General features: G+C 67.8%; 20 protein-coding genes, 1 tRNA gene and 1 rRNA gene. 8 read left to right on the forward strand and 14 right to left on the reverse strand.

Features of this window, described 5'->3' with window-relative positions; translation table 11 throughout:
• Positions 1 to 145: 145 nt before the first annotated feature.
• Positions 146 to 754 carry a LysE family translocator gene (locus PQU89_RS10450; protein ID WP_272765760.1) on the reverse strand — a complete coding sequence of 203 codons (609 nt, stop codon included), beginning with the start codon at positions 752 to 754 and terminating at the stop codon, positions 146 to 148.
• 165 nt (positions 755 to 919) lie between these two features.
• Here PQU89_RS10450 and PQU89_RS10455 point away from each other — a divergent pair, with 165 nt between their 5' ends.
• Complete coding sequence (locus tag PQU89_RS10455; RefSeq protein WP_272765761.1) at positions 920 to 1,387, forward strand: Lrp/AsnC family transcriptional regulator; 468 nt, start codon at positions 920 to 922, stop codon at positions 1,385 to 1,387.
• A 158-nt stretch (positions 1,388 to 1,545) separates the two neighbouring features.
• Here PQU89_RS10455 and PQU89_RS10460 read toward each other — a convergent pair whose 3' ends face one another.
• Positions 1,546 to 2,304, reverse strand: a complete 759-nt coding sequence (locus tag PQU89_RS10460; RefSeq protein WP_272765762.1) for a sulfite exporter TauE/SafE family protein — start codon at positions 2,302 to 2,304, stop codon at positions 1,546 to 1,548.
• Positions 2,305 to 2,544: 240 nt separating this feature from the next.
• On the opposite strand from PQU89_RS10460, the gene PQU89_RS10465 reads away from it, so the two are divergent.
• The gene (locus PQU89_RS10465; protein WP_272765763.1) at positions 2,545 to 3,453 is read left to right on the forward strand and encodes a LysR family transcriptional regulator; all 909 of its coding nucleotides are present in this window, start codon (positions 2,545 to 2,547) and stop codon (positions 3,451 to 3,453) included.
• 216 nt (positions 3,454 to 3,669) lie between these two features.
• A complete protein-coding gene (locus tag PQU89_RS10470; protein WP_272765764.1) occupies positions 3,670 to 5,337 on the forward strand; it encodes an ABC-F family ATP-binding cassette domain-containing protein in 1,668 nt (555 codons plus the stop codon).
• A 76-nt stretch (positions 5,338 to 5,413) separates the two neighbouring features.
• On the opposite strand, the gene bluB is transcribed toward PQU89_RS10470, so the two are convergent.
• The 6 genes from bluB to PQU89_RS10500 all read right to left on the reverse strand — a co-directional run bounded on the left by bluB (position 5,414) and on the right by PQU89_RS10500 (position 9,623).
• Positions 5,414 to 6,070 (reverse strand): 5,6-dimethylbenzimidazole synthase, encoded by a 657-nt coding sequence (bluB, locus tag PQU89_RS10475; protein WP_272765765.1) that lies wholly within the window; start codon positions 6,068 to 6,070, stop codon positions 5,414 to 5,416.
• A 63-nt stretch (positions 6,071 to 6,133) separates the two neighbouring features.
• A complete protein-coding gene (locus PQU89_RS10480) occupies positions 6,134 to 6,676 on the reverse strand; it encodes a hypothetical protein (protein WP_272765766.1) in 543 nt (180 codons plus the stop codon).
• A 76-nt stretch (positions 6,677 to 6,752) separates the two neighbouring features.
• Positions 6,753 to 6,956, reverse strand: a complete 204-nt coding sequence (locus PQU89_RS10485; protein ID WP_189374747.1) for a SlyX family protein — start codon at positions 6,954 to 6,956, stop codon at positions 6,753 to 6,755.
• Between the two features lie 87 nt (positions 6,957 to 7,043).
• A tRNA-Thr gene (locus PQU89_RS10490) sits at positions 7,044 to 7,119 on the reverse strand.
• Between the two features lie 63 nt (positions 7,120 to 7,182).
• Positions 7,183 to 8,496 carry a Na+/H+ antiporter family protein gene (locus tag PQU89_RS10495; RefSeq protein ID WP_272765767.1) on the reverse strand — a complete coding sequence of 438 codons (1,314 nt, stop codon included), beginning with the start codon at positions 8,494 to 8,496 and terminating at the stop codon, positions 7,183 to 7,185.
• 152 nt (positions 8,497 to 8,648) lie between these two features.
• Complete coding sequence (locus PQU89_RS10500; protein ID WP_272765768.1) at positions 8,649 to 9,623, reverse strand: LysR family transcriptional regulator; 975 nt, start codon at positions 9,621 to 9,623, stop codon at positions 8,649 to 8,651.
• Between the two features lie 80 nt (positions 9,624 to 9,703).
• Between PQU89_RS10500 and PQU89_RS10505 the strand changes: the two genes are divergently transcribed.
• Positions 9,704 to 11,113: an MFS transporter gene (locus tag PQU89_RS10505; RefSeq protein ID WP_272765769.1), complete on the forward strand. Its 1,410-nt coding sequence runs from the start codon at positions 9,704 to 9,706 to the stop codon at positions 11,111 to 11,113.
• Between the two features lie 66 nt (positions 11,114 to 11,179).
• Here PQU89_RS10505 and PQU89_RS10510 read toward each other — a convergent pair whose 3' ends face one another.
• Both PQU89_RS10510 and PQU89_RS10515 read right to left on the reverse strand, forming a co-directional pair.
• On the reverse strand, positions 11,180 to 11,575 hold the full coding sequence (locus tag PQU89_RS10510) for an acyl-CoA thioesterase (RefSeq protein ID WP_272758964.1): 396 nt from the start codon (positions 11,573 to 11,575) through the stop codon (positions 11,180 to 11,182).
• A gap of 124 nt (positions 11,576 to 11,699) precedes the next feature.
• A complete protein-coding gene (locus tag PQU89_RS10515) occupies positions 11,700 to 12,503 on the reverse strand; it encodes a class I SAM-dependent methyltransferase (protein WP_272765770.1) in 804 nt (267 codons plus the stop codon).
• A 93-nt stretch (positions 12,504 to 12,596) separates the two neighbouring features.
• Between PQU89_RS10515 and PQU89_RS10520 the strand changes: the two genes are divergently transcribed.
• On the forward strand, positions 12,597 to 14,816 hold the full coding sequence (locus PQU89_RS10520; protein ID WP_272765771.1) for a DNA internalization-related competence protein ComEC/Rec2: 2,220 nt from the start codon (positions 12,597 to 12,599) through the stop codon (positions 14,814 to 14,816).
• A gap of 155 nt (positions 14,817 to 14,971) precedes the next feature.
• Here the strand turns inward: PQU89_RS10520 and PQU89_RS10525 are convergent, their stop codons facing one another.
• Genes PQU89_RS10525 through PQU89_RS10540 form a run of 4 tightly spaced genes read right to left on the reverse strand, consistent with a single transcriptional unit; the run spans position 14,972 to position 19,738 of the window.
• Positions 14,972 to 15,859, reverse strand: coding sequence for an ATP-binding response regulator (locus PQU89_RS10525; RefSeq protein ID WP_272758961.1), 888 nt, complete (start codon positions 15,857 to 15,859; stop codon positions 14,972 to 14,974).
• The gene (locus PQU89_RS10530) at positions 15,859 to 18,429 is read right to left on the reverse strand and encodes an ATP-binding protein (RefSeq protein WP_272765772.1); all 2,571 of its coding nucleotides are present in this window, start codon (positions 18,427 to 18,429) and stop codon (positions 15,859 to 15,861) included. Before PQU89_RS10530 ends, PQU89_RS10525 begins: the two co-directional genes overlap by 1 nt.
• A gap of 17 nt (positions 18,430 to 18,446) precedes the next feature.
• Positions 18,447 to 19,214, reverse strand: coding sequence for a ParA family protein (locus PQU89_RS10535; protein ID WP_272765773.1), 768 nt, complete (start codon positions 19,212 to 19,214; stop codon positions 18,447 to 18,449).
• Between the two features lie 41 nt (positions 19,215 to 19,255).
• Positions 19,256 to 19,738: a surface-adhesin E family protein gene (locus PQU89_RS10540; protein WP_047967493.1), complete on the reverse strand. Its 483-nt coding sequence runs from the start codon at positions 19,736 to 19,738 to the stop codon at positions 19,256 to 19,258.
• A 122-nt stretch (positions 19,739 to 19,860) separates the two neighbouring features.
• Here PQU89_RS10540 and recQ point away from each other — a divergent pair, with 122 nt between their 5' ends.
• The 3 genes from recQ to PQU89_RS10555 all read left to right on the forward strand — a co-directional run.
• Entirely contained in the window at positions 19,861 to 21,657 is a 1,797-nt protein-coding gene (recQ, locus tag PQU89_RS10545) for a DNA helicase RecQ (RefSeq protein WP_272765774.1), read from the forward strand.
• Between the two features lie 55 nt (positions 21,658 to 21,712).
• Positions 21,713 to 22,930, forward strand: coding sequence for a bifunctional glutamate N-acetyltransferase/amino-acid acetyltransferase ArgJ (gene argJ / locus PQU89_RS10550; protein WP_272765775.1), 1,218 nt, complete (start codon positions 21,713 to 21,715; stop codon positions 22,928 to 22,930).
• Positions 22,931 to 23,401: 471 nt separating this feature from the next.
• A 16S ribosomal RNA gene (locus tag PQU89_RS10555) occupies positions 23,402 to 23,474 on the forward strand; the annotation flags it as partial.

A 23,474-nucleotide genomic window follows, 5' to 3' on the forward strand; every position in this document is an offset into this window, starting at 1 on the left:
ATTGGTTTTTCTATGTCAAGCTGATGTTTTATAAGGCTATTTCTTCGCATTTATGTTGCCGGGACGGTTGGGGAAAGTGGGGTCGTCGGGTCCGTATTGCATGCTGAAGTCGGTCTGAACATGCGGCCAACCCTGGCCGCCGTCCTCACGCCGCCAGCTTCCCCGCCGCCAGCAGCAGCAACCCCCCCGCCGTGGCTTCCGCCAGCCGCCGTTTGCGGTCGCTGAAGCGGCCCTTGCCGGCCATGCCGGCGACGCTGTAGCCGATCACGCTGTATACCACCGCGCAGGAGACGATGAAGATACCCGATAGCAGCAGCGCCTGCGTCGCCACGCTGGCGCCGGGGCGGATGAAGTTGGGCAGGATCGACAGGTAGATCAGCAGGCCTTTCGGGTTGAGCAGGCTGGTGAGCAGGCCCTTGCGCAACAGGCCGTGCACCGGGCGGCTGTCCAGCTGCAGGCTGCCGGGGCGGCTGGCGGCGCGGAACATCTGCCACGCCAGGTACAGCAGGTAGGCAAGGCCGGTCCAGCGGATGGCGTGCAGCAGCGGCGGCCAGGCGCTGAGCAGCGCGGCGATGCCGAAGGCGGCCAGCAGCGCGTGCACGCTGTAACCGGCGAGGATGCCGAGCGTGGCGCGGCGCACGGCGGCGCGACCACCGCTCAGGCCTTGCGAGGCGACGAACAGGATGTCGGGGCCGGGGCTGCAGACCAGCGGGAAGACGGTGAGGGCAAACAGCAGCAGGGTATCGCTGGGCATGGGGCATTCTTTCTCGGGCAGATTAGCGGGTGGCCGTTGCCGGGCGGGCAATGACGCGTGGCTGCCGAAAATTCTAGGGTTTTCGCGCTGAAATCGGGTTGTGTTGTGACGCGGAGTCGGGCTTGCCGATAGAATCGGCTGCGAATATTTCAGGAGATAGCCGCAGTGGATGCCGTAAAGCTGGACAGTATTGATCGTCGCATTCTGCACGCGCTGCAACGCGACGGTCGTTTGCAGAACATCGAGCTGGCGCGCGCGGCCGGCCTGTCGCCGTCGTCGTGCCTGCGGCGGGTGAAGCTGCTGGAGGCGCACGGCGTGATCAAGCGCTACGTGGCGGTGCTGGACGGTGCCAAGGTCGGCGCCGGGCTGTCGCTGTTCGCGCGGGTGTGGTTCAAGGCGCAGGACGCGGACACCACCAACCATTTCATCGCCAGCGTGCGCGACATGGCGGAGGTGGTGGAATGCCACATCATGGCCGGCGAGTGTGACGCGCTGCTGCGCATCGTGACGCAGGATCTGGCGTCGTACCGCAAGTTTCACGCCGAGCAGCTGACGCGCATCGCCAGCGTGCAGAGCGTGAAAACCGAGGTGCCGATGGAGACGGTGAAGCTGACCCACGCGCTGCCGCTGTAACCGTCGTGCTGCGGTTTTGGCAAGGCCGGGGCGCGGGCCGGGGATGAGCGGCCGTGCCGGCCGGCCACCCGCCTGTGCCGTTGCGGCCAACGTTGGCCGCATGGTTTGCCATGCCCGCCGCCGGCTGCGGCGGGGTGGCTCAGCCGGGAGGTGGCGGCTTATTTCAGCATGTCGTAGCCGAGCTTGACGATGAGCAGCAGCAGCAGGCCCAGGAACAGGCCGCGTACGAAGCCGGTGCCGTGCCGCATCGCCAGCCGGCTGCCGGCCACGGCGCCGAGCATGTTGCAGGCCGCCATCGGCAGCGCCACCCCGTACAGCACCTTGCCGGCGGGCACGAAGAAGCTCAGCGCCGCAATATTGGTGGCCAGGTTGACGAACTTGGACGCCGCCGAGGCCTGCAGGAAATCGAAGGCAAAACAGCGCACGAACAGGAAGATCAGGAAGCTGCCGGTGCCGGGCCCGAACAGGCCGTCGTAGAAACCGATCCCGCCGCCGATCAGCACCGACAGCACTCGCTCGCGGGTGCCGACGGTCTGCGGCCGCGCCAGCTGGCCGAAGTCCTTCTTGCGGAAGGTGTAGATCGCCATCACCACGATCAGCACCAGCACCAGCGGCCGCATCAGGGTTTGCGGCACCGACGACACGGCGGCGGCACCGAGAAAGGCCATCGCGAAGGCGCTGATGGCGGCCGGCAGCACCAGGCTCCACGGCACGCGGACGCGGCCGATGAAGGTGCGTGCCGCCAGCGAGGTGCCGCAGGCCGAGGCCAGCTTGTTGCTGCCGAGCAGGGTGGCGGACGGCACGCTGGGCAGCAGGTTGAACAGGGCGGGGATCTGGATCAGCCCGCCGCCGCCCACCGCGGCGTCGATCAATCCGGCACAGAAGGCAAAGCCGCACAGCATGGCAAGGGTCAGCATGGCGCGATCCTCCAGCCGTGGCGGGACGGGGTACGGGGACGGGGCGGGGCTGGCCATCCGGCAGGATGGCGCGTCTGGGCGGCGATGGGGTGCATGGCGGATACCGGTCTGGATGAAAGTCAGGATCAGCGGCCGCGGCGTGGCCGGCGGGGCGACGAAGCGGCAACGGCAGGCAGCTTAGTGCTGGCCGCCACGACCGTGTTGCAATATGGTGTTGCGAAAAACGGAACAGGAGTCTCCATGTCGACCTCCCTGCTGTGGGAAATCCGCGTGTTTTGTACCGTGGTGGAAAGACAGAGCTTTGTCGCGGCGGCGCGCCTGCTGGGGCGTTCGCCCAGCGCGGTGACGCGCGCCATCCAGGCGCTGGAACAGGCCGTGGGCAGAGAGCTGCTGCAACGCTCGCAAAAGCTGCTCAGCCTGACGGCGGCGGGGGCCAGCTATTATCCGCACGCCCGGCAGATCCTCGATCTGCAGGCGGCGGCGCAAGAGGCGCTGGCCGGGCTGGGCGGCGAGGCGCCCGGCTGGATACGCTGCGCGGCGCCGGAAAGCCTGTCCATCGGCGTGCTGCCGGCGGTGCTGGCCGACTTTGGCCGCCAGCATCCGGACGTGAGCATCGATGTGCGCTTCAGCGACGAGCCGCTGGACCCGATACAGGAAAAGCTCGATTTCACCATTCGTGGCGCCTTTCCGCAGTCGAGCGAGCTGATCGGCTTTCCGCTGTGGAATTACCGGCGCCACCTGTATGCCAGCCCCGACTACATCCGGCGCATGGGGCTGCCGCTGCACCCGGACGAGCTGGCGCGGCACGAGCTGATCGTGCATACCGCGCCGCGTATCCTCAAGGACTGGCACTTTGTCGCCGATGGCGAACAGCGCCGCTTCCGGGTGGCGCCGCGCTATCGCCTCAATTCCGGCGCCGCGGTGTACCACGCGGCGCGCGCCGGTGCCGGCATTGCCCGCCTGGCCGACTGGCTGGCCGAGGCGGCGGTGCGCGACAACGCGCTGGTCAAGGTGTGCCCGGCCTACCGGCTGACCTCGTCGGCGGGGCTGGACCCGCAAATGCACGCGGTGTATGCCCGTGGCCGCCTGCCCGCCCGCGTGCGCCTGTTCCTCGACGCCTTGCGCCAGGGATGGCCGCAGCCGTCATAAGCGATTGTTTTTTATGGCCAGGCCGGCGCGCGGGCAGGGGGCGTGTTACCATCTGCGCCGCGCCGTTTTTATTGCTTTGCAGCATAGGGCGGCGCCACGCTGCTGTGGCAGCACCCTTGTCCTGATGCGGCCAACGTTGGCCGCATTGCCTGTCGTCTTCCCGCCTTGTCGCCGGTCGCGGCGTAACCTGTTTCCTGCCGCCGCACGGCGCTTCCCATGATCATTCTGAAAAACGTGGCCTTGCGCCGCGGCACCAAAGTCCTGCTCGACAACGCGTCGGTGACGCTCAATCCCGGCGAGAAAGTCGGCCTCGTCGGTCGCAATGGCGCCGGCAAATCCTCGCTGTTCGCGGTGCTGAACGGCTCGCTGCACGAAGACGGCGGCGATGTGTCGATCCCGTCGCAGTGGCGCATGTCGCAGGTGGCGCAGGACATGCCGGAAACGGCGCAGACGGCGACCGAGTTCGTGGTCGAAGGCGATACCACCCTGCTCGCCGCGCAGCAGGAGGTGACCGAGGCCGAGGCCGGCGAAGACTACATGCGCATGGCGCACGCCTATACCGCGCTCAACGACGCCGGCGCCCACGACGCGCCGGCACGGGCGCAGGCGCTGATTCTCGGCCTGGGTTTCAGCGTCGCCGAGCTGCAGCAGCCGGTGAACAGCTTCTCCGGCGGCTGGCGCATGCGGCTGCAACTGGCGCGCGCGCTGATGTGTCCGTCCGACCTGCTGCTGCTGGACGAGCCGACCAACCACCTGGATCTGGACGCGCTGGTGTGGCTGGAGGCGTGGCTGAAGCAGTACGCCGGCACCATGGTGGTGATCAGCCATGACCGCGAATTCCTCGACGCCGTCACCACGGTGACGCTGCACGTCGACAACGCCAAGCTGGTGCGCTACGGCGGCAATTACAGCAAGTTCGAGGACATGCGTGCCGAACAGCTGATCCTGCAGCAGGCGGCGCAGGCCAAGCAGCAGGAAAAGATGGCGCACCTGCAGAAGTTCATCGACCGCTTCAAGGCCAAGGCCAGCAAGGCCAAGCAGGCGCAGAGCCGCGTCAAGGCGCTGGAGCGGATGGAGAAGATCGCGCCGGTGCTGGCCGACGCCGACTTCCAGTTCGAATTCAAGGAGCCGATGAGCCTGCCGAACTCGATGCTGTCGATGACCGGCGCCGCGTTCGGCTATCCGGCCATGGACGGCGCGCCGGCAGACACGCCGCCGACGGTGATCGTGCGCAACGTCAACCGCACCGTGCTGGCCGGCCAGCGCATCGGCATTCTCGGCGCCAACGGCCAGGGCAAGTCGACGCTGGTGAAAACCGTGGCCGAGGCGCTGCAGGCGGTCGGCGGCGAGATCATCCGCGGCAAGGGGCTGAACATCGGCTACTTCTCGCAGCAGGAGCTGGACGTGCTGCGCCCGGAGGACGATCCGCTGCAGCACATGTTCCGCCTGGCGCGCGACACCCCGGCGGCGATGCGGCCGTCGGCCAACGACTGCCGCGAGCAGGGGCTGCGCAATTTCCTCGGCACCTTCAACTTCAGCGGCGACATGGTGAAGCAGGCGGTGGGCAGCATGAGCGGTGGCGAGAAGGCGCGGCTGGTGCTGTGCATGATCGTGTGGCAGCGGCCGAACCTGCTGCTGCTGGATGAACCGACCAACCACCTGGACCTCGCCACCCGCGAGGCGTTGAGCGTGGCGCTGAACGAGTTCGAAGGCTCGGTGATGCTGGTCAGCCACGACCGCGCCTTGCTGCGCGCGGTGTGCGACGAGTTCTGGATGGTGTCGCGCGGCGGGGTCAGCGATTTCGAGGGCGATCTGGACGACTACCAGGTCTACCTGCTGGAAGAGGCCAAGCGCCGCCGCGAAGAGGCGGCCGGCAAGCGCTAAGCCTGTAGACTCCGGCGTTAAAACATTGCGGCCAACCTTGGATCAAGGTTGGCCGCAGTGTTTTGGGCGATGCCGGCTAGCTGGCGCCGGCGGGCACGTCGCCCCAGCCGTTCTCGCTGAGCAGCGCCGCCAGTGGCTGGCGCTGCGCCCAGTTTTCCTGCTCCAGCATCGGCTTGTCGTAGAAGGCGTCGACGTGGCCGATGCACAGTATCGCCACCGCGCGCGCGCCCGGTGGAAACCGCAGCAGCGCGGCCAGCGCGTCCGGATCAAAGATCGACACCCAGCCCAGACCGATGCCCTCGGCGCGCGCCGCCAGCCACATGTTCTGGATGGCGCAGGCCACCGAGGCCAGATCCATCTCCGGCAGCGTGCGGCGGCCGAACACATGGCGTTCGCGGCCGTCCATCAGCGCCACCACCAGCACCTCGGCGCACTCGCGCAGGCCCTCCACCTTCAGGCGCATGAATTCCTCCTGCCGCTGGCCGAGGGCGGCGGCGGTGCGCTGCCGTTCCTGCTCCACCAGCGCGTGCAACTGCTCACGCAGCGCGGCATCGCTGATGCGGATGAAGCGCCACGGCTGCATGTAGCCGACGCTGGGCGCGTGGTGCGCCGCCTGCAACAGCCGTTGCAGCAGCGCCGGGTCCAGCGGCTCCGGGCGGAAGTGGCGCATGTCGCGCCGTTCGCGGATCACGCGGTAGACGGTGGCAATCTCGGCGTCGCTGTAGCGGCTCATGCGGGGGCTCGTGAGAAGGGGAAAGGTAGGGCGGGGGACGGTTTCACGTGAAACGCGCGGGTTTCACTCTTCCCACGGCCACCAGTCCGGCGCCGGCTTCAGGTACTTTTCCGGGTAGCCGGCGAACAGGTTGGCGGCGATGCGCTGCGGGTTGCTCACGCCGTGCTCGTCCAGCCAATCGTCCAGCGCCTCGGTCTGTTCGCTGTAGCCCATCAGCCGGTACAGCAGCGCCCAGTCTTCCGCCATGCACCAGTTGAGGCCGTCCGCCTGCCAGATGGCGCCATCGTCGAACGGCCACTGGAACTGGCCCTTGTCCAGACGGATCGCCAGTCCGGCGATCAGGTCGATCTCCAGCCCGTCGGCGGTCTGCAGTCGGGCGAAGTGGCGGGTGGCGTACAGCGGATGCGGCGGCGGGGTGATGTCGCTGGCGTGTTGCAGCAGCAGCGCCTTGACGGCGGCGAAGTCCTCGGCAGTGGTGATCAGATCGAGGTCGCGCGGCTCGTCGACGAGGCCGAGCTGTTGCAGCAGGGTGCTGCCGCCGATGGCCCAGCTCAGGCCGGCCAGCTGCGGTGCGAGGGGGGTGATGAAGGCGCGGGGTGTGCTCATGCGGTGCTTCCGGCAAGCGCGGCGCCGTTGCGGCCAACCTTGGCCGCAAGCGGGGCGACGCAGTGAGTGTGGCGGTTCAGTAGTGCGGCGGAATGTCGTCGCGCAGCGAGCCGACGGTGTCATCCTGGCTGGCGCCCTGTTGCAGCTGGTACAGGTGGCGCAGCTGTTCCTGCAGCAGGTCGATCTGCTGCTGCTGGCGGGTGACGGTGAGATTGAGCGCGTCGAGCAGGTCTTCCTGCAGCGCAACCTTGATTTCCAGTTCGATGAGGCGTGATTCCATGATTGGTACCCGCTGAGTGTGGTGGTGGTGCTTTTCTGATCATAGAACGGAAAACGGGGTTTCCATTTCTGGAAACCCCGTAAATCCTGGTGCCGGCGGCAGGAATCGAACTCGCGACCCCCTGATTACAAGTCAGGTGCTCTACCATCTGAGCTACACCGGCGAAGAGGCGTGCATTATTGCCGAAGATTGTTTATCTGGCAAGTCCCCGCGTCATTTTTTTGGCCTACAGCACCAGCGCCGCCACCCAGCCGGCGGCCAGCAGCGGCAGGTTGTAGTGCAGGAAGGTGGGGATCACCGTATCGCGCATGTGGTCGTGCTGGCCGTCGACATTGAGGCCGGAAGTCGGCCCCAGCGTGGAGTCCGACGCCGGCGAACCGGCGTCGCCCAGCGCGCCGGCGGTGCCGATGATGGCCACCGTCGCCAGCGGCGAGAAGCCGAGCTGGATGCACAGCGGCACGTAGATCGCGGTCAGGATCGGCACGGTGGAAAACGAGGAGCCGATGCCCATGGTCACCACCAGCCCGACAAACAGCATCGCGAACGCGGCCATGCCGCGGTTGTCGCCGAACAGGCTGGCGGAGGCGCTGACCAGCTCGCCGATCTGGCCGGTGGCGGTCAGCACCTCGGCAAAGCCCTGCGCGGTGATCATCACGAAGCCGATCATCGCCATCAGCTTCATGCCGTCGCTGAACACGTCGTCGGCCTCGCGCCATTTCAGCGCGCCGGTGGCGATGAACAGCAAAAAGCCGCACAGCGCGCCCAGCAGCATCGAGTCGCTGTACAGCTGCACCGCGAACGCGCCGGCGATGGCCAGCAGCGCGGTGACGGTGCCCTTGCGGCTGATGCGGGTGCCGGTGCGCTCGGCGTTCTCGATCTTGCCCAGCGAGTACGAACGCGACTTGCGGTAGCTGACGAACACCGCCAGCAGCAGGCCGACGAGCATGCCGGCGGCCGGGATCGCCATCGCGTGCATCACGTTGACGCCGGAGACGTCCATGCCGGCCTTGGCAATGTTGCCGAGCAGGATCTGGTTCAGGAAGATGTCGCCGAACCCGACCGGGAACAGCATGTAGGGCGTCACCAGGCCAAAGGTGATCACGCAGGCCACCGCGCGGCGATCCAGCTGCAGCCGCGCCATCACGTACAGCAGCGGCGGGATCAGCAGCGGGATGAAGGCGATGTGGATCGGCACCAGGTTCTGGCTCATCACGCTGACCACCGCCAGCAGCGCCAGCAGCAGCCACTTCAGCCGCGCCTTGCCGTCGCTGCGCTGCAGCCGCGCCACCGCGGCATCGGCCAGCGCGTGCGGCAGGCCGGACTTGGCGATGGCCACCGCGAAGGCGCCCAGCAGCGCGTAGGACAGCGCCACCGCCGCGCCATTGGTGATGCCCTTGTTGAAGGCGGCCAGCGTTTGCGCCAGGTCCAGCCCGCCGCTGAGGCCGCCGACGAGGGCGCCCAGCAGCAGGCTGATGACGACGTGGGTGCGGGCGAGGGTCAGCGCCAGCATCAGGGTTACTGCGATCAGGATGGCATTCATTTGTATATACAAAGTACTGATTTGAAATGAAAAAAAGGGCGCAAGGGTAGCGCAAGCGCGCAGCACTGTCGAATGCGGCGCACGAGGGGCAAGGCGGGCGGCCAGGGTTGGCCGCAGCGGCGGGTGGGAGGAGGGCGCGTCCACCGTCGGGGTCAGCGTTGCAGCGGCGTGGCCTGGCCGGCGGCCATCTCGGCGGCGAACAGTTGCTGCAGCTGGGCCAGCAACACCTGGCGCAGGAAGCGGTGCAGCGGGTGGCCGTCGTTGCGGCGGTGCCAGACCAGGTCGATCTGGATTTGCGCCGCGCCCGGCAGCGGCGAGCAGCGCAGCGCGGGATGCAGGTCGAACAGCGAGTGGTACAGCGCCGGCTGGATGGAGACCAGCGGCGCCTGCTGCAGGATGTGCGCGATCGCCATCAGACTGGCCGCCAGTGCCACGATGCGGCGGGCCAGGCCGTGGCCGGCAAACAGGTGGTCGATGACGCCGGCGGCGGTGCCGCGATAGCTGCTGACCACGTGATCGCAGGCCGCCAGCTCTGCCAGCGACGGTGTCGCCGACAGCACGAGTTGCTGCGTGCTGTGCACCGAGCAGAAGCCGCTGTCGAACAGCGGCCGCCGGCTGTGCCAGTCGCGCAGCGGCAGCGGCGCGGCGGTGATCAGCAGGTCGACCTCGTCGTTGTCGAGCGCGGCCAGCTGCTGGTCGGTCTCCAGCAGCTGCGAACGCAGTTGCAGCTGCGGCGCCTGCTGCCGCAGCGCGGCGATCAGCGACGGGTACAGCATCGCCTCCATGCCGTCCGGCATCGACAGCCGCAGGCTGGCGTTGACCGCCGCCGGATCGAACGGCGGCTGGCGGAACAGGAAGCGGTTGGCCTCCTGCAGCCAGGCGTGCACCGCCGGCGCCAGCGCCAGTGCGCGCGCGGTCGGCTCCATGCGGCTGCCGCAGCGGATGAACAGCGGATCGTCGAGCAGCTTGCGCAGTCGCGCCAGCGCGTGGCTCATCGCTGGCTGGCCGAGGTAGAGGCGGGCGGCGGCGCGGCTGACGTGGCGTTCCTGCATCAGTACGTCGAAGGCCAGCAGCAGGTTGAGGTCGAGGCGACGCAGCGCGTCGGCATCAAGATCGAATTCGTTCATGATCAGTATTCTGATAATCGATTTCCATGATAGTACCGTCGCTGCCGATAATGCCACGTTCCCGTTACCGGCTGTCCGTCATGTCTATCGCTGCCGTCGCGCCGCGTTACCGCCTGCACCACCTTGCCATCGCGCTGATCGTGGCGCTGGAATACCTGCAAACCATGATGGTGGCCTTCGGCGCCGGCCGCATCAGCCACGGTCTGCACGCCACGGCACAGCAATTCAGCCTCGCCGCCGCCGGCTACGCCGCGGTGGCGGTGCTGATGATCCTCAGCCACCGCTGGTGGGTGCAGCGCCTCGGCTACCGCACCATGCTGCGGCTGTCGCTGCTGGCCTTCGGCGTGGGCGCACTGCTGTGCGCGCTGTCGCAGACGGCGGGTGATTTCATCGTCGCGCGCATGGTGCAGGCGCTGGGCGGGGCGGCGTTCTTCACCGCGTCAAGGGTGCAGATCATGCACTACCGCGGCCGCGAGCGGCTGCAGGCGATGCTGTTCCTGCCCGGTGGCATCATGCTCGGCTCCGGGCTGGCGCCCATCCTCGCCGCCGGCCTGCTGACGGTGACCGGCTGGCAGGCGCTGTTCTGGGTGTTGCTGCCGCTGGTGGCGCTCGCCGACTACGTGGTGCGGCAGGCGGTGCCGGAAGCGGAACCGGTGGCCAACGAACGCCCGGACCGGCTGCACCCGTGGGGCCTCGCGCTGCTGGTGGCCGGCGTATTCCTGCTGCAATGGGTGCTGGAGCGCGCCCGTTTCGAGCTGGCGGCGCACGGCGCGCTGCTGTGGTCGCTGGGGCTGCTGGCCGGCGTGCTGCTGTTGCTGCACCTGCGCCACGAATGGCGGCGGTCGGCGCCGCTGGTACCGTACCGCCGCTTCACCAGCGAGCGCTACCTGTGGGGCATGGCGGTGTACGGCGTGGCCTATGTGGTGATGTCGGCCTGCGGCTATGTGCTGCCGCTGTACATGGCGCAGGGGCTGGGTCTGAGCCTGCTGCACAGTGGCTGGCTGCTGGGCGGCAGCGGCCTGCTGGCGCTGCCTTTCGCCATCCTGCACCTGAAGCTGATGCTGCGCTGGCCGCATCTGCGCCGCTTCCTGTTGGCGGGGACGCTGTTGCTGGCCTTGGCCGCCGCGCTGCTGGCGCACAGCGCTACGGGTGGGGGCTGGCAGCTGGCGGCCGGGCTGCTGCTGTTCAACGGCCTGTTCCTGCCGTTCTTTCTCGGCACCACCGCTGCCGCCACCTTCAGCCACGTCGACGAGCAGGTGTTCAGCCACGCCTACCAGGTGAAGAACGCGATGCGCGAGGTGGCTAGCGCGCTGGGGCTGTCGTGGGCGGTGCTCATCCTGCAGCAGCGCAGCGACGCGCATCTGGCGGCGCAGCCGGAGCTGGCCGCCGGCCCGCTGCTGCTGCTGGCGGGGCAGGATTTCTTCTACGGCTTGCTGCTGCTGGCGCTGTGCATCGGTGTGCTGCTGCGCCTGCAGCGTCGCTTCGTGTAGCGCCAGGGTTGGCCGCAAACGACAACGCCCTGTCGCGGGACAGGGCGTTGTTTCGGGGCGGCGGGTTCAGCCGGCCAGCTGCGCGGCGAACGCTTCCGGAATCGCCGGGCGGCCGCGCTCGTTGACGGCGGTGCCGATGATCAGCCCCTCCAGCACCACCTTCTGGTCGGCGAGGCGGATCACCTGCTGGCGGAAGCCGAAGCGCACGCGCGACACCGCCTCGAACGCCACAGTGACCACGAACTGGTCGCCGCTGGTCAGCGACGCCTTGTAGTCCAGCTCCGAGCGCACCACCACCAGGTTCACCTTCTGTCGCGCCAGCTCGGCAAAGTCGATGCCCTTCTGCAGCAGGAATTCGTGGCGCGCGTGCTCCAGGTAGTTGAAGTAGACACCGTTATTGACGATGCCCTGCATATCGCACTCGTAATCACGCACCTTGAATTCAACGGCAAACACGGACATCGCTATGGCTCCAGATCGGGGTTGATGGGGATGGCGGTATACACGCCGGGGCGGGCAGTGTAACGCAAGGGGCGGCGCGCGCGGAATGGCAAGCGGGCCGGCGCGGCCAACGTTGGCCGCAAGCTCAGTCCGCGTCCGTGAAGTCCTGCGGCCGCAGCGCCTTGATGATGTAGAGGTCGAAGCGGGTGGACTTGCCGTCCAGCACCACCGACGGCTTCACGCCCTCGATCGGCACGCCGCGTTGCGGCCGTTTCACCACCACGCGTACGGTGGCGGCGGCGATGGCGGCGGCCAGCAGCTCGGCGCTGTCGAGGTCGTCGCCGATCACGTGCTGGAACGCCTGCATGCCTTTCTTGGCGGCGGCGGATTTCTTGTCGGTGTCGGGGAACATCGGGTCGACGAACACCACTTCCGGACGCTCGGCACGTGGCAGCGCGGCCTGTTGCGCCAGCCAGGCGATGGCGTTGCCGTGCACCAGCGTCATGCGCGCGGCGATGTCGGCGGTCGACGGATCGCGCGCGGCGCGCTCCAGCGCGTCGGCCAGCAGCGCGGCGGCGACGGGCGAGCGCTCCAGCATGGTGACGTGGCAGCCCAGCGTGGCCAGCACGAAGCTGTCGCCGCCGAGGCCGGCGGTGGCGTCCACCACCCGCGGCAGGTCCTTGGCGCCTTTCAGCCCCACCGCCTTGGCCACCGGCTGGCCGCGGCCGCCGCCCTGTTCGCGGCGGTGGCGGGCGGCGCCTTCCACGAATTCGGCGTACACCGCGCCGTGCTTGGCGCAGGTGACCAGCTCCAGCCGCTCTGGCCCCAGTTCCAGCCAGTAGCCGTCCGTCGGCCGCTGCCGTACCAGAGGCAGGGCAAAGCGGCTGGCCAGTTGCTCGGCGGTGTCGCGGCGCGCACTTTCGGCGCAGTACAGGGGGGTGGCGTGCATGCGGCTTCCTTCGTTGACGCGGCGAAGATACGGGATCGCTGTGGCGGCAGCAAGCGCTTTGCCTTTCTTGATGCAATGTGAATAAATGGTCGCATGTTGCTGCTTGCCTGTTTCTGTGCCGGGGTGGTGTTGTGCGTGTTTTTGCCGCAGCTGCCGAGCTGGCCCTTGTTGCTGACCGTGCTGCTGTTGTCGTGGCCGCTGTGGTGGCGCACGCGTCGCCTGTGGCTGCTGGCGCTGGTGGCCGCCACGCTGGGGCTGGGCTACGCCGCGTGGCGGGCAGAGTTGCGTCTGGCGCAGCGGCTGGATGCGGCACTGGTCGGCGAGGTGGTGCAGTTCAGCGGCGTGGTGCGCGGCCTGGCCAAGCCCGGCGAATTCGGCGTGCGCCTGCGCTTCGAGGTGGAGGAAACCGCGCCGGACATCCGCCTGCCGCCGCTGCTGGAGCTGAGCGACTACCGGCAGCAGGCGTGGCCGGCCGGCAGCCGCTGGCGCCTCAGCGCGCGCCTGCGTCCGCCGCGTGGTGCGGCCAACGTTGCCGGCTTCGACGCCGAGGCGTGGTACTGGTCGGAAGGGGTGCTGGCCACCGGCAGCGTGTTCAAGGGGCGGCAGGCGCTGGGCATGGCAACGGACTGGCCGGCGCACATCGACCGCCTGCGCGAACGGGTGGCGCAGCGGCTGCTGACCGGCTGTGACGAGCCGCGCGCCGCCGCGCTGGTGGCGGCACTGGCGGTGGGGGCGCAGCAGACGCTGACGCGTGGCGACTGGCAGTCGCTGGCCGCCACCGGCCTGACCCACGTGGTCAGCGTCTCCGGGCTGCACATCACGATGATCGCGTTGCTGGTGGCGTGGCTGTTGCGGCGCGCGCTGCGCTACCTGCCGCCGCTGCGGCGGCCGTTGTGGTGGGTGCTGGGCGGCGCGATGCTGGCCGCCGGCGCCTATGCCGCGCTGGCCGGTTTTTCGGTGCCGACGCAGCGCAGCCTGTGGATGCTCGTGGTGGCGGCCGTGGCGCTGGCCAGCCAGCGCGGGCTGTCGCCGTTGCAGATCTGGCTGGCGGCGCTGACGCTGGTGTTGCTGCTCGATCCGTTTGCGGTGCTGGCGCCGGGCTTCTGGCTGTCGTTCGGGCTGGTGGCGGCGCTGCTCGTGATGGTGGCCGGCCGCCGCGCGCCGGGCGGCAAGTGGCAGACCGCGCTGCAGGCGCAAGGGCTGGTGACGCTGGCGTCGACGCTGCCACTGGCGCTGTTCTTCGGCCAGCTGCCGCTGGTGTCGCCGCTGGCCAATGCGCTGGGCACGCCGCTGGTGTCCTTGCTGCTGACGCCGCTGGCCTTGCTGGCGGCGCTGCTGCCGTGGCCTTGGCTAGCCGTGGCGGCGGGGTGGGTGGCACAGCTGCTCTGGTCCTGGGTGGACCTGCTGGCCGGTGCGCCGCTGTACGCGGTACCGCAGCTGCCGTGGCCGCTGCTGCTGGCGGCGCTGGCCGGCACGCTGCTGGCCCTGCTGCCGTGGTCGTGGAGCGGGCGCGCGCTGGGCGGCTGCCTGTTGCTGCCGCTGCTGCTGTACCGGGTGCCGCCGCCGGCCAGCGGCACGCTGGCGGTGGAGCTGCTCGATGTCGGCCAGGGGCTGGCGGTGCTGTTGCGCACGCGGCAGCACGCCTTGCTGTACGACACCGGCGCCGGCGAGGCGACGCGGGTGCTGCTGCCGGCGTTGCGCGCGCTGGATGTGCGGCGGCTGGACACGCTGCTGCTGTCGCACCACGACAGCGACCACGACGGCGCCGCCGCCAGCCTGCGCGAGGGCATCAAGGTTGGCCGCATCCTCGCCGGCCAGCCGCAGTTCTATCCCGGCGCCCAGCCGTGCCGCGGCGGGCAGAGCTGGGTGTGGGACGGCGTGCGTTTCGACGTGCTGTGGCCGCCGCCGGCGTGGCAGGGCGAGGACAACGCGCACAGCTGCGTGCTGCGGGTCGCCACCGCCGGGCAGGCGCTGCTGCTGAGCGGTGATGCGCCGCTGGCGGTGGAGCAGGCGTTGCTGGCGCGTTACGGCAGTGCGCTGCGCAGCCAGTGGCTGGTGCTCGGCCATCACGGCAGCCGTACTTCCAGCGGTGACGACTGGCTGCGGCAGGTGCAGCCGCAGATGGCGCTGCTCAGCGCCGGCTACCGCAACCGTTACCGCCATCCGCACCCGCAGGTGCTGGCGCGGCTGGACGCGGCCGGCATCACCGTGTGGCGCAGCGATCACGACGGCGCACTGGCGTTGCGGCTGGGGCCCAGAGAGGGCGAATTGCAGGCGCGGCGGGCGCAGGCGGCACGCTACTGGAGGCCGTGACCTTAGAACCTGTTCACGATCTAGCGCGCTCACGCGGACAGGGCGGAAACGACTGCGGAAGCGGCGTTTAGCGGGAGATCAACTCGCACGCCGTAGCCGTTTTCAACGCCGCATCGCCCCGTGGATATCCGTCATGGCAGATCGTGAACAGGTGCTCAGCCGTGAACGATGGCCAGCACCTGGTTGCCGTTGCCCTGGTACTGCAGCTGGTCGAAGGACAGCTTGCGCGCGATGAGGATGCCGCGGCCGTGGCTGCTGATCAGCTGCGTGGGGTCGTCGACCAGGTAGCGCGCCCAGTCGAAACCGTTGCCCTGGTCGCTGATGGTGAAGTGCAGGTCGCGGCCGTGGCGCTGCATGCCGACGCGAACCTCGCGCGCGCCCAGCACCGGGTCGGCCAGCCGCTGCTGCAGCGTCTCCTGCCAGCGGTCCTCGCGCTGCAGCTGGGTTTTTTCCTGGTAGTCCAGCTCCAGATTGCCGTGCTCGATGGCGTTGACGATCAGCTCGAACAGGCCGGTAGCGGTCTTTTCCGGGCTGCTGCTGGTGCGCGCCAGCAGCGCGGTGACGCAGCGTGCCTCGTGCAGCTGGCGGAAGCTGAAGCTGGCCTGCTCCAGGTGCTGCAGCGCGTCCAGTTGCTGGTTGGCCAGCTCGACAAAGTACTGGTGGCGGTCCCAGTGCTCGGTGGCGGCACCGACCACCGCCAGCAGCATGTCGCGCGAGAACGGCTTGGTCAGGTAGTAGAAGGCGCCACCGGCCAGGCTTTCCTGCACGCTGGCGGCGGCGCCGACCGCGGTCTGCATGATCACCGGCAGGAAGGCCAGCCGTTCGGTGGCCTTGATGCGCTTGAGCAGGTCGACGCCGCTGATGCCGGGCATCATCTTGTCGAGCAGGATGGCGGAAAACTGTTCGCCCTCGCGCTGCAGGATCTGCCACGCGTCCTCGCCGTTCAGCGCCTGCTGCGTGTCGTAGCCGGCGTCCTCCAGCAGGTCGGTCATCAGTTCCAGGTTGAACGGTTCGTCGTCGACCAGTAACAGGCGTTTTTTCATCAGGCTGACTCCTCGCTGGCGCCAACGCTGCCTCGCGGCAGGGTGACGCGGAAATGGGCGCCGCGGCCGGCAACCGGCACGATCTCGATGCGGCCGCGGTGGGCGTGCACGATCTCGCGGCAGATCGCCAGCCCCAGGCCGGTGCCGCCGGCGCCGGTCTTGGTCAGCGAACTTTGTATGAAGGTATTGAAGATCTGCTCCTGCTCGGCGGCCGGCACCCCGGGGCCGAAATCGCGCACGCTGAGGCAAAGGTTGGCCGCAGTGTCGATGGCGAGGTCGATCTGTACCGGCGCGCCGGCGGGGCTGAACTTGATGGCGTTGCTGAGCAGGTTGCGCAGCAGCTGGCCGATGCGGAAGGCGTCGATCTCGGCGTACAGCGCGGCATTGCCGTGCACCACCAGCTGCAGGTAGACATCGTGGCGCTGCGCCATGCCGCGCAGCTCGTCCACCGCCTCGCGCGCCACCTGGCCGACGTCGCACGGCGCCATGGTGTAGATCATCTTGCCGACCTCCATCTTCGACAGGTCGAGCAGGTCGTTGAGCAGGGTCAGCAGGCGGGTGCCGCTGCTGTGGATGCGCTCGAAGTAGTGGCGTAGCTTGTCGGCGGCGACGCGCTCGACGCGGTTCTGCCCCATCTCGGCAAAGCCGAGAATGGCGTGCATCGGCGTGCGCAGCTCGTGCGACATGTTGGCGAGGAATTCGGTCTTGGCGCGGCTGTTTTCCTCGGCCAGCTCCTTGGCGTGGCGCAGGTTGTCTTCCGCCGCGCGCTGCGCCGAGATGTCCTGGTACAGCCAGATCGAGCCCAGCGCCGGCTTGTCGGCGCTGACCGCCTTGCCGTACATGTACACCCACTGCGCCGCGCCGTCGCCGCGCTGCAGGCAGATCTCGCCCTGCGACACCTGGCCGCTGTGCAGCACCGGGTACACCTGGCGCCCGGTGCGAGCGAAGTGCTCGTCGCTGTCGTACAGGATGCGCGTCGACTGGCCGATGATCTCGTCCTCGCGGCGCAGGAACAGCTCGAGGAAGGCGTGGTTGACCTGCTTGAACTCCAGCTCGACGATGTAGGCCATCGCCATCGGACTGGCGTCCAGCAGCGCCGACAGCTGCCGGCTCTGCGTTTCCACCTGCTCCGCCAGCGAGTCCTTCAGCTGGATCAGCGCCGCCTCGCTCGCCTTGCGCGCCGAGATGTCGCGGCACACCGCGATGTACACCGCGTCCTGCTCGATCACCACGTGGGTCAGCGACACCTCCACCTGCAGCATCTGCGACGCGCTGCAGATCATCAGCGCCTCGAACGGGCGGCCGATGCGCGGCGCGACATGGTGCTCGAAGCCCAGCGCCGGCTCCGCCGGGTGCAGCTCGCTGAGCAGCGCGCCGGCCGGCAGCGCCAGCAGCACGTCGCGCGACTGGCCCAGCATCGCCTCGGCGGCGCGGTTGAGGTCGCGGATCAGGCCGTCGCGGCCGATCACCAGGATGGCGTCGCCGCTGCCCTCGACGATGGCGCGCAGGCGCAGGATGGTCTGCTTGTAGCCGTCTTCCTGTTGCTGTTGCTGCTGCAGCTGCTGTTGCAGCAGCGCGTTCTGCGTACCCTGTGCCTGCAGTCGCTGGCGCTGTGCCTGCTGGCTGTGCTGGCTGTGGCGCACGATCAGGCCGGACAGCGTGGCCATGATCACCAGTGCCAGCAGCAGCGCCGCGTCCTGGCCGTAGTGGTGAATGCTGTCGCTGTCGGCGGTCGGGTACAGCTCGAAGATCAGCGGCTGGCCGCCGATGGTGCGGGTGGAGGACAGCGCCGGCTGTTCCGGCGGCGGCGGGTGATCCAGCCCCACGCTGTCGAGGATCACCGTCTGCGCACGATCCTTCAGCAGCACGCGCAGGCGGTAGGGCAGCGCCGGGCGGAACACGTCGCCCGCCATCGGCACCGTGCTGAGCAGGCCGCCGGGGTTGATGCCCATCACCAGCAGCTGGTCGCCGGGGCGGCCGCGGGCACTGAAGAAGGCGGACAGGCGGCTGGCGTTGCCGGCCTGGATCAGCGCGATCGCCGGGCGGCCGGTCTTGCTCACCCGCTGCAGCGCGGCGTCGACATTGCCCTGCGAGGCGAGGTCGAGCTGCGCCGGCAGTGCCTTGCTGTTTTCCGGGTATTGCTGTTCCACCGGGAAGTGCAGCGGCCGCGGCTGCGCGTTGGTCAGCCGGCCGTCGCGGTATTCGCGCAGGATCACCGTCTGCTGCCGTTCGTACAGCAGCCGCTGCGACGGGGTGATGCGGCGCGCGGTGGCCACGAAATCGAACAGCGTGTTGTCGGAGAGGATGAACGGCGCGTAGCGCTGGAACGCGCTCTGCCCGTTCTGGCCGTTGTCGGACAGCAGCAGCTCGGTGGCGGCCTGGCCGGCCAGCAGCGCGTAGTTGAGCTGGTTGGCGGCGTTGTCGACCAGCAGTTCCGCCTCGCGCAGCTGCTGGTTGCGCAGCTGCTGCCGTTCGCTGTCCTGCTGCAGCCAGCTGGCGCTAAGCCACAGCAGCAGGCCGCTGCAGGTGCCCAGCAGCCACAGGATGCGCGGCGAGCGTGCGGTTATCACCGGGCGGCCCTGTCCGGCTACTGGCGGCGCAGGGTCTGGTACAGCGCGGCGAATTCCTGCGACAGCTTGTGGCGCGCATCGAGGTACACCATCGGCAGGCTGCGCTCGTGCGATTCGCGGATCTTCACCGACGCCGACAGCGGCGGGTCCAGCACCGGCAGGCCGGCGTCGCGCAGCTCCTGCACCAGCCGTTGCGGCAGGCTGGCGCGCGGCTGGAACTGGTTGACGACGATGCCTTCCACGCTGAGGCCGCTGTTGTGGTCGGCGCGGATCTCGCCGACGCTGTCGATCAGCCCAAGCAGCGCGTGGCGCGAGAAGCTGTCGCAGTCGAACGGGATCAGGCAGCGGTTGGCCGCAATCAGCGCCGAGCGGGTGTAGAAGTTCAGTGCCGGCGGGGTGTCGATCCAGATCTCGTCGAAGTGGCCGTCTAGCTGTTCCAGCGCGTCGCGCAGCTTGAACATCTTGTAGCGCGCTTCCAGCTTCACCATCAGCTCGGCCAGCTCCGGGTGCGAGGCCAGCAGGCTGAGGTTGGGGTGGGCGGTGGCGGTGACGAAGTCGGTTACCGGCTTTTCGAACATGCTGATGTTGAGCATCTGGTGGAACAGCCCGGCCACCGATACCGGCGGCGGCGTGGTGCTGCCGCTCAGGTAGTGGCTGCTGTTGCCTTGCGGGTCGAGATCGACCACCAGCACGCGACGCCCGGCGGCGGCGGCGGCGGCGGCGAGGTTGACGGTGATGGTCGACTTGCCGACTCCGCCCTTCTGATTGAATACAACGCGACGCATGCTGGCTCCCCGGGGGTCAAATCACGAAATCGTTAGGCCGCTCAGCGGCTGCGCTGGCAGACGAATTCCACCTGTTGGAAGGCGGCGGACTGCTTCACCACCGGCATCGGCTTGATCTCTGCCTCGCTGAAGCTGCGGCTGAGCAGCTGGCGGCCGCCGTCGTCGAGCAGCGCCATGCTACGCAGGCGGAAGGTCTTGGCGGTGCAGTTCACTTCCCACTGGTTCAGCGAATACTTGTGCTGTGGCGTGTTGAGGAAGTTTTCCTTGCGCGGATTGAAGATGGTCTTGCGGTCGCGGAACACCGTCAGCGCGCCTTCGCGGCGGATGCTCAGCACGTCGACCTCGTGCAGGATATTGCCGTTGGGCGACACGCCGATGATCTGCCACTCGGCGTTGGGCACGGTGACCGGTGCCGGTAGCGGTTTGGCGGTGCCGGGCCGTACCGGCTTGGTGCTGCCCGGGCGCGGCTGGGTGGCGCAGGCGGCCAGCAGCAGGCTGGCGGCGGCAAGGAAAATCAATCGCATATCACGGCTACTTTCTAAAGACATGGGAAAGTCTCGCACACTCTGCCGATAAAGCCAAAGTGGCGAGTCGCGGGCGGCGCGCCGCTTTGGCGTACAATGGACGCCCCCAATGGAAATCACCGATGCAGCACGCGCTCTCGATACTTCAGAACACTTTCGGCTACCCGGCGTTCCGCGGCATGCAGGGCGACATCATTGAGCATGTCGCCGACGGCGGCCACGCGCTGGTGCTGATGCCCACCGGCGGCGGCAAAAGCCTGTGCTACCAGATCCCGGCCCTGCTGCGCGACGGCGTGGCGCTGGTGGTGTCGCCGCTGATCGCGCTGATGCAGGACCAAGTGGCGGCGCTGCAGGAAGCCGGCGTCGCCGCCGCCTGCCTCAATTCCGCCACCGCGCCGGACGACGCGCGCGAGATCGCCCGCATGGCGCGCAGCGGCGAGCTGGACCTGCTGTACGTGGCACCGGAGCGGCTGCTCAGCCCGCGCTTCCTCGATTTCCTGGCTAGCCTGCCGCGGATCGCGCTGTTTGCCATCGACGAGGCGCACTGCGTCAGCCAGTGGGGGCATGACTTCCGTCCCGAATACCAGCAGCTGGGGCTGCTGTTCCAACGTTGGCCGCAGGTGCCGCGCATCGCGCTGACCGCCACCGCCGACGCCGAGACCCGCGCCGACATGCTGCATTTCCTGCAATTGCAGGACGCGCGCCAGTTCGTCACCAGCTTCGACCGCCCGAACCTGTTCTACCAGGTGGTGGAAAAGGACAGCGCCAAGAAGCAGCTGCTGGCCTTCATCGAACACGACTACCCCGGCGCCTCCGGCATCGTCTACTGCCTGTCGCGCAAGCGGGTGGACGACACCGCGCAGTGGCTGTGCGACAACGGCCTGCGCGCGCTGCCTTACCACGCCGGCATGAGCCACGCCGAGCGCGACGCCAACCAGCGCGCCTTTTTGCGCGAGGACGGCATAGTGATGGTGGCGACCATCGCCTTCGGCATGGGCATCGACAAGCCGGACGTGCGCTTCGTCGCCCACATCGACCTGCCGAAAAGTCCGGAGAACTTCTACCAGGAGTCCGGCCGCGCCGGCCGCGACGGTCTGCCGGCCACCAGCTGGCTGTGCTACGGCCTCAACGACATGGTGCAGCTGACGCAGATGATCGAATCGGGCGACAGCGCGGAGCAGCAGAAGCAGGTGGAGCTGACCAAGCTCGACGCCATGCTCGGCTACTGCGAAACCGCCAGCTGCCGCCGCCAGCAGATCCTCGCCTACTTCGGCGAGTCGTCTGCACCGTGCGGCCAGTGCGACAACTGCCAGCGCCCGCCGGCCACCTTCGACGCCACGGTGCCGGTGCAGAAACTGCTGTCCTGCATCTATAGAGTGGGGCAGCGCTTCGCGGCCAGCCATGTCATCGACGTGCTGCTCGGCCGCGCCAACCAGAGCGTCACCCACTTCGGCCACGACAAGCTGTCCACCTTCGGCATCGGCCGCGAGCTGAACCAGAAGGGCTGGCGTTCCATCATCCGCCAGCTGGTGGCGCGCAAGCTGCTGGTGGTTGACATCGTGCGCGGCCAGTCGCTGCTGCTCACCGACGCCTGCCGGCCGTTGCTGAAGGGGCAGCAGCAGATCGCGCTGCGGCCGCTGGCCGACGACAAGAAGCGGCAGAGCGTGCACGCCGAGCGCTGGCTGCGCACCGAGCGCGAGGAGCGGCTGTGGCAGGCGCTGCGGCGCTGGCGCAAGGCCACCGCCGACGAGCACAACGTGCCGGCCTACGCGGTATTCTCCGACAAGAGCCTGCAGGAGCTGGTGCTGCAACGGCCGCAAACGTTGGCCGCACTGAAGAAGATTTACGGCCTCGGCGAGCTGAAGGTCGCCCGTTACGGCGCGGCCCTGCTGGCGTTGGTGCGCGACGGCGAGGCGTGATCCGGGATCGCGGATTCAGTTACAATGACGCGACACCAAATTACGGAGAAACGTCATGCCAGTGAATCTCAAGCCCATCGATAACGCGCAGCTCGCGCCCATCGCTGGTGTGGACCTGTCCTACGCCTGCGCCGGTATCAAGAAGCCGGGCCGCAAGGACGTCCTGGTCATCCGCATCGACAAGGGCAATACCGTCGCTGGCGTGTTCACGCAAAACCGCTTCTGTGCCGCCCCGGTACAGATCTGCAAACAGAATCTCGACGCCGGCGTGCAGATCCGCGCGCTGGTGATCAACACCGGCAACGCCAATGCCGGCACCGGCGAATCCGGCCGCCAGAACGCGCGCGCGGTGTGCGAGGCGCTGGCCAAGGAACTGGACTGCCTGCCGGAACAGATCCTGCCGTTCTCCACCGGCGTCATCCTCGAGCCGCTGCCGGTCGACAAGATCGTCGCCGCACTGCCGACACGGCAGGCCGCCACCTGGGCCGATGCCGCCGAGGCGATCATGACCACCGACATCGCGCCGAAAGCCACCAGCCGCACCATCGACATCGACGGTCACACCGTCAGCATCACCGGCATCGCCAAGGGCGCCGGCATGATCCACCCGAACATGGCCACCATGCTCGGCTTCATCGCAACCGACGCCGCCATCACCCGTCCGGTGCTGAGCCAGCTGGTGAAGGAAGTCGCCGACCTCAGCTTCAACAGCATCACCATCGACGGCGACACCTCCACCAACGACAGCTTCATGCTGATCTCCACCGCCCAGAGCGGCGCGCCGCGCATCGACTCCGTCACCCACCCAGCCTACGAGCAGCTGAAGGCTGCGTTGCTGGACGTCTCCGTCGAGCTGGCGCAGGCCATCGTGCGTGACGGCGAAGGCGCCACCAAGTTCATCACCATCCAGGTCGAAGGCGGCCGCAGCGTAGCCGAGTGCAAGGCCGTCGGCTACGCCATCGGCCGCTCGCCGCTGGTGAAGACCGCCTTCTTCGCCTCCGACCCCAACCTCGGTCGCCTGCTCGCCGCCATCGGCTACGCCGGTATCAACGATCTGGATGTCGATCGGCTCGAGCTGTACCTGGACGACGTGCTGGTGGCCAAGGATGGCGGCCGCAATCCGGACTACCAGGAAGCGGACGGCCAGCGCGTGATGCAACAGGCCGAGATCACTGTGCGCGTGGTGCTGGGTCGCGGCCTAGCCAACGCCACGGTGTGGAGCTGCGACTTCTCCTATGAGTACGTGAAGATCAACGCCGACTATCGCAGTTAAGCGTCGCCCAAGGTTGGCCGCAGGCTTGCGGCCAACGTTGTCCGCGTCAGCGGCCGCCATCAGGCGGCCGTTAACGTTTCAAAAGCGGGTAAATATAAAAATCGGGCGTAAAAAGGCGGTATTTGAATATTTGGCTGGTGGGGCCGGGGGCTGACGGGCGGCTTGGCGGCGGGTTTTGCGGTAGTCTGCAAAATAGTTTAATCGGGTAATTGTTTGTAAATCAGTGGCTTGGTTTGCTTTTTTGTTAAAACCCGTACTTTTCTGCAAAAAACCTGTTGACGCTGCTTCTGCGCTTAGCTATAGTTCGCCTCCTCAGCTGACGCCGCAAACGAAACGCGGTTCAGCACTGCTCTTTAACAAAACGAATAACCGATAGGTGTAAGTGTCTGGCCAAGCCAAATACTTGCACTGTCAAGATTCTGAGAAACGATGTTTCTTTGAACTTGCGTGCCAAAAAATTGCTATGAGATTGAACTGAAGAGTTTGATCCTGGCTCAGATTGAACGCTGGCGGCATGCTTTACACATGCAAGTCGAACGGTAAC

It is taken from the genome of Vogesella indigofera (genome assembly GCF_028548395.1).
Lineage (GTDB): Bacteria > Pseudomonadota > Gammaproteobacteria > Burkholderiales > Chromobacteriaceae > Vogesella > Vogesella indigofera_A.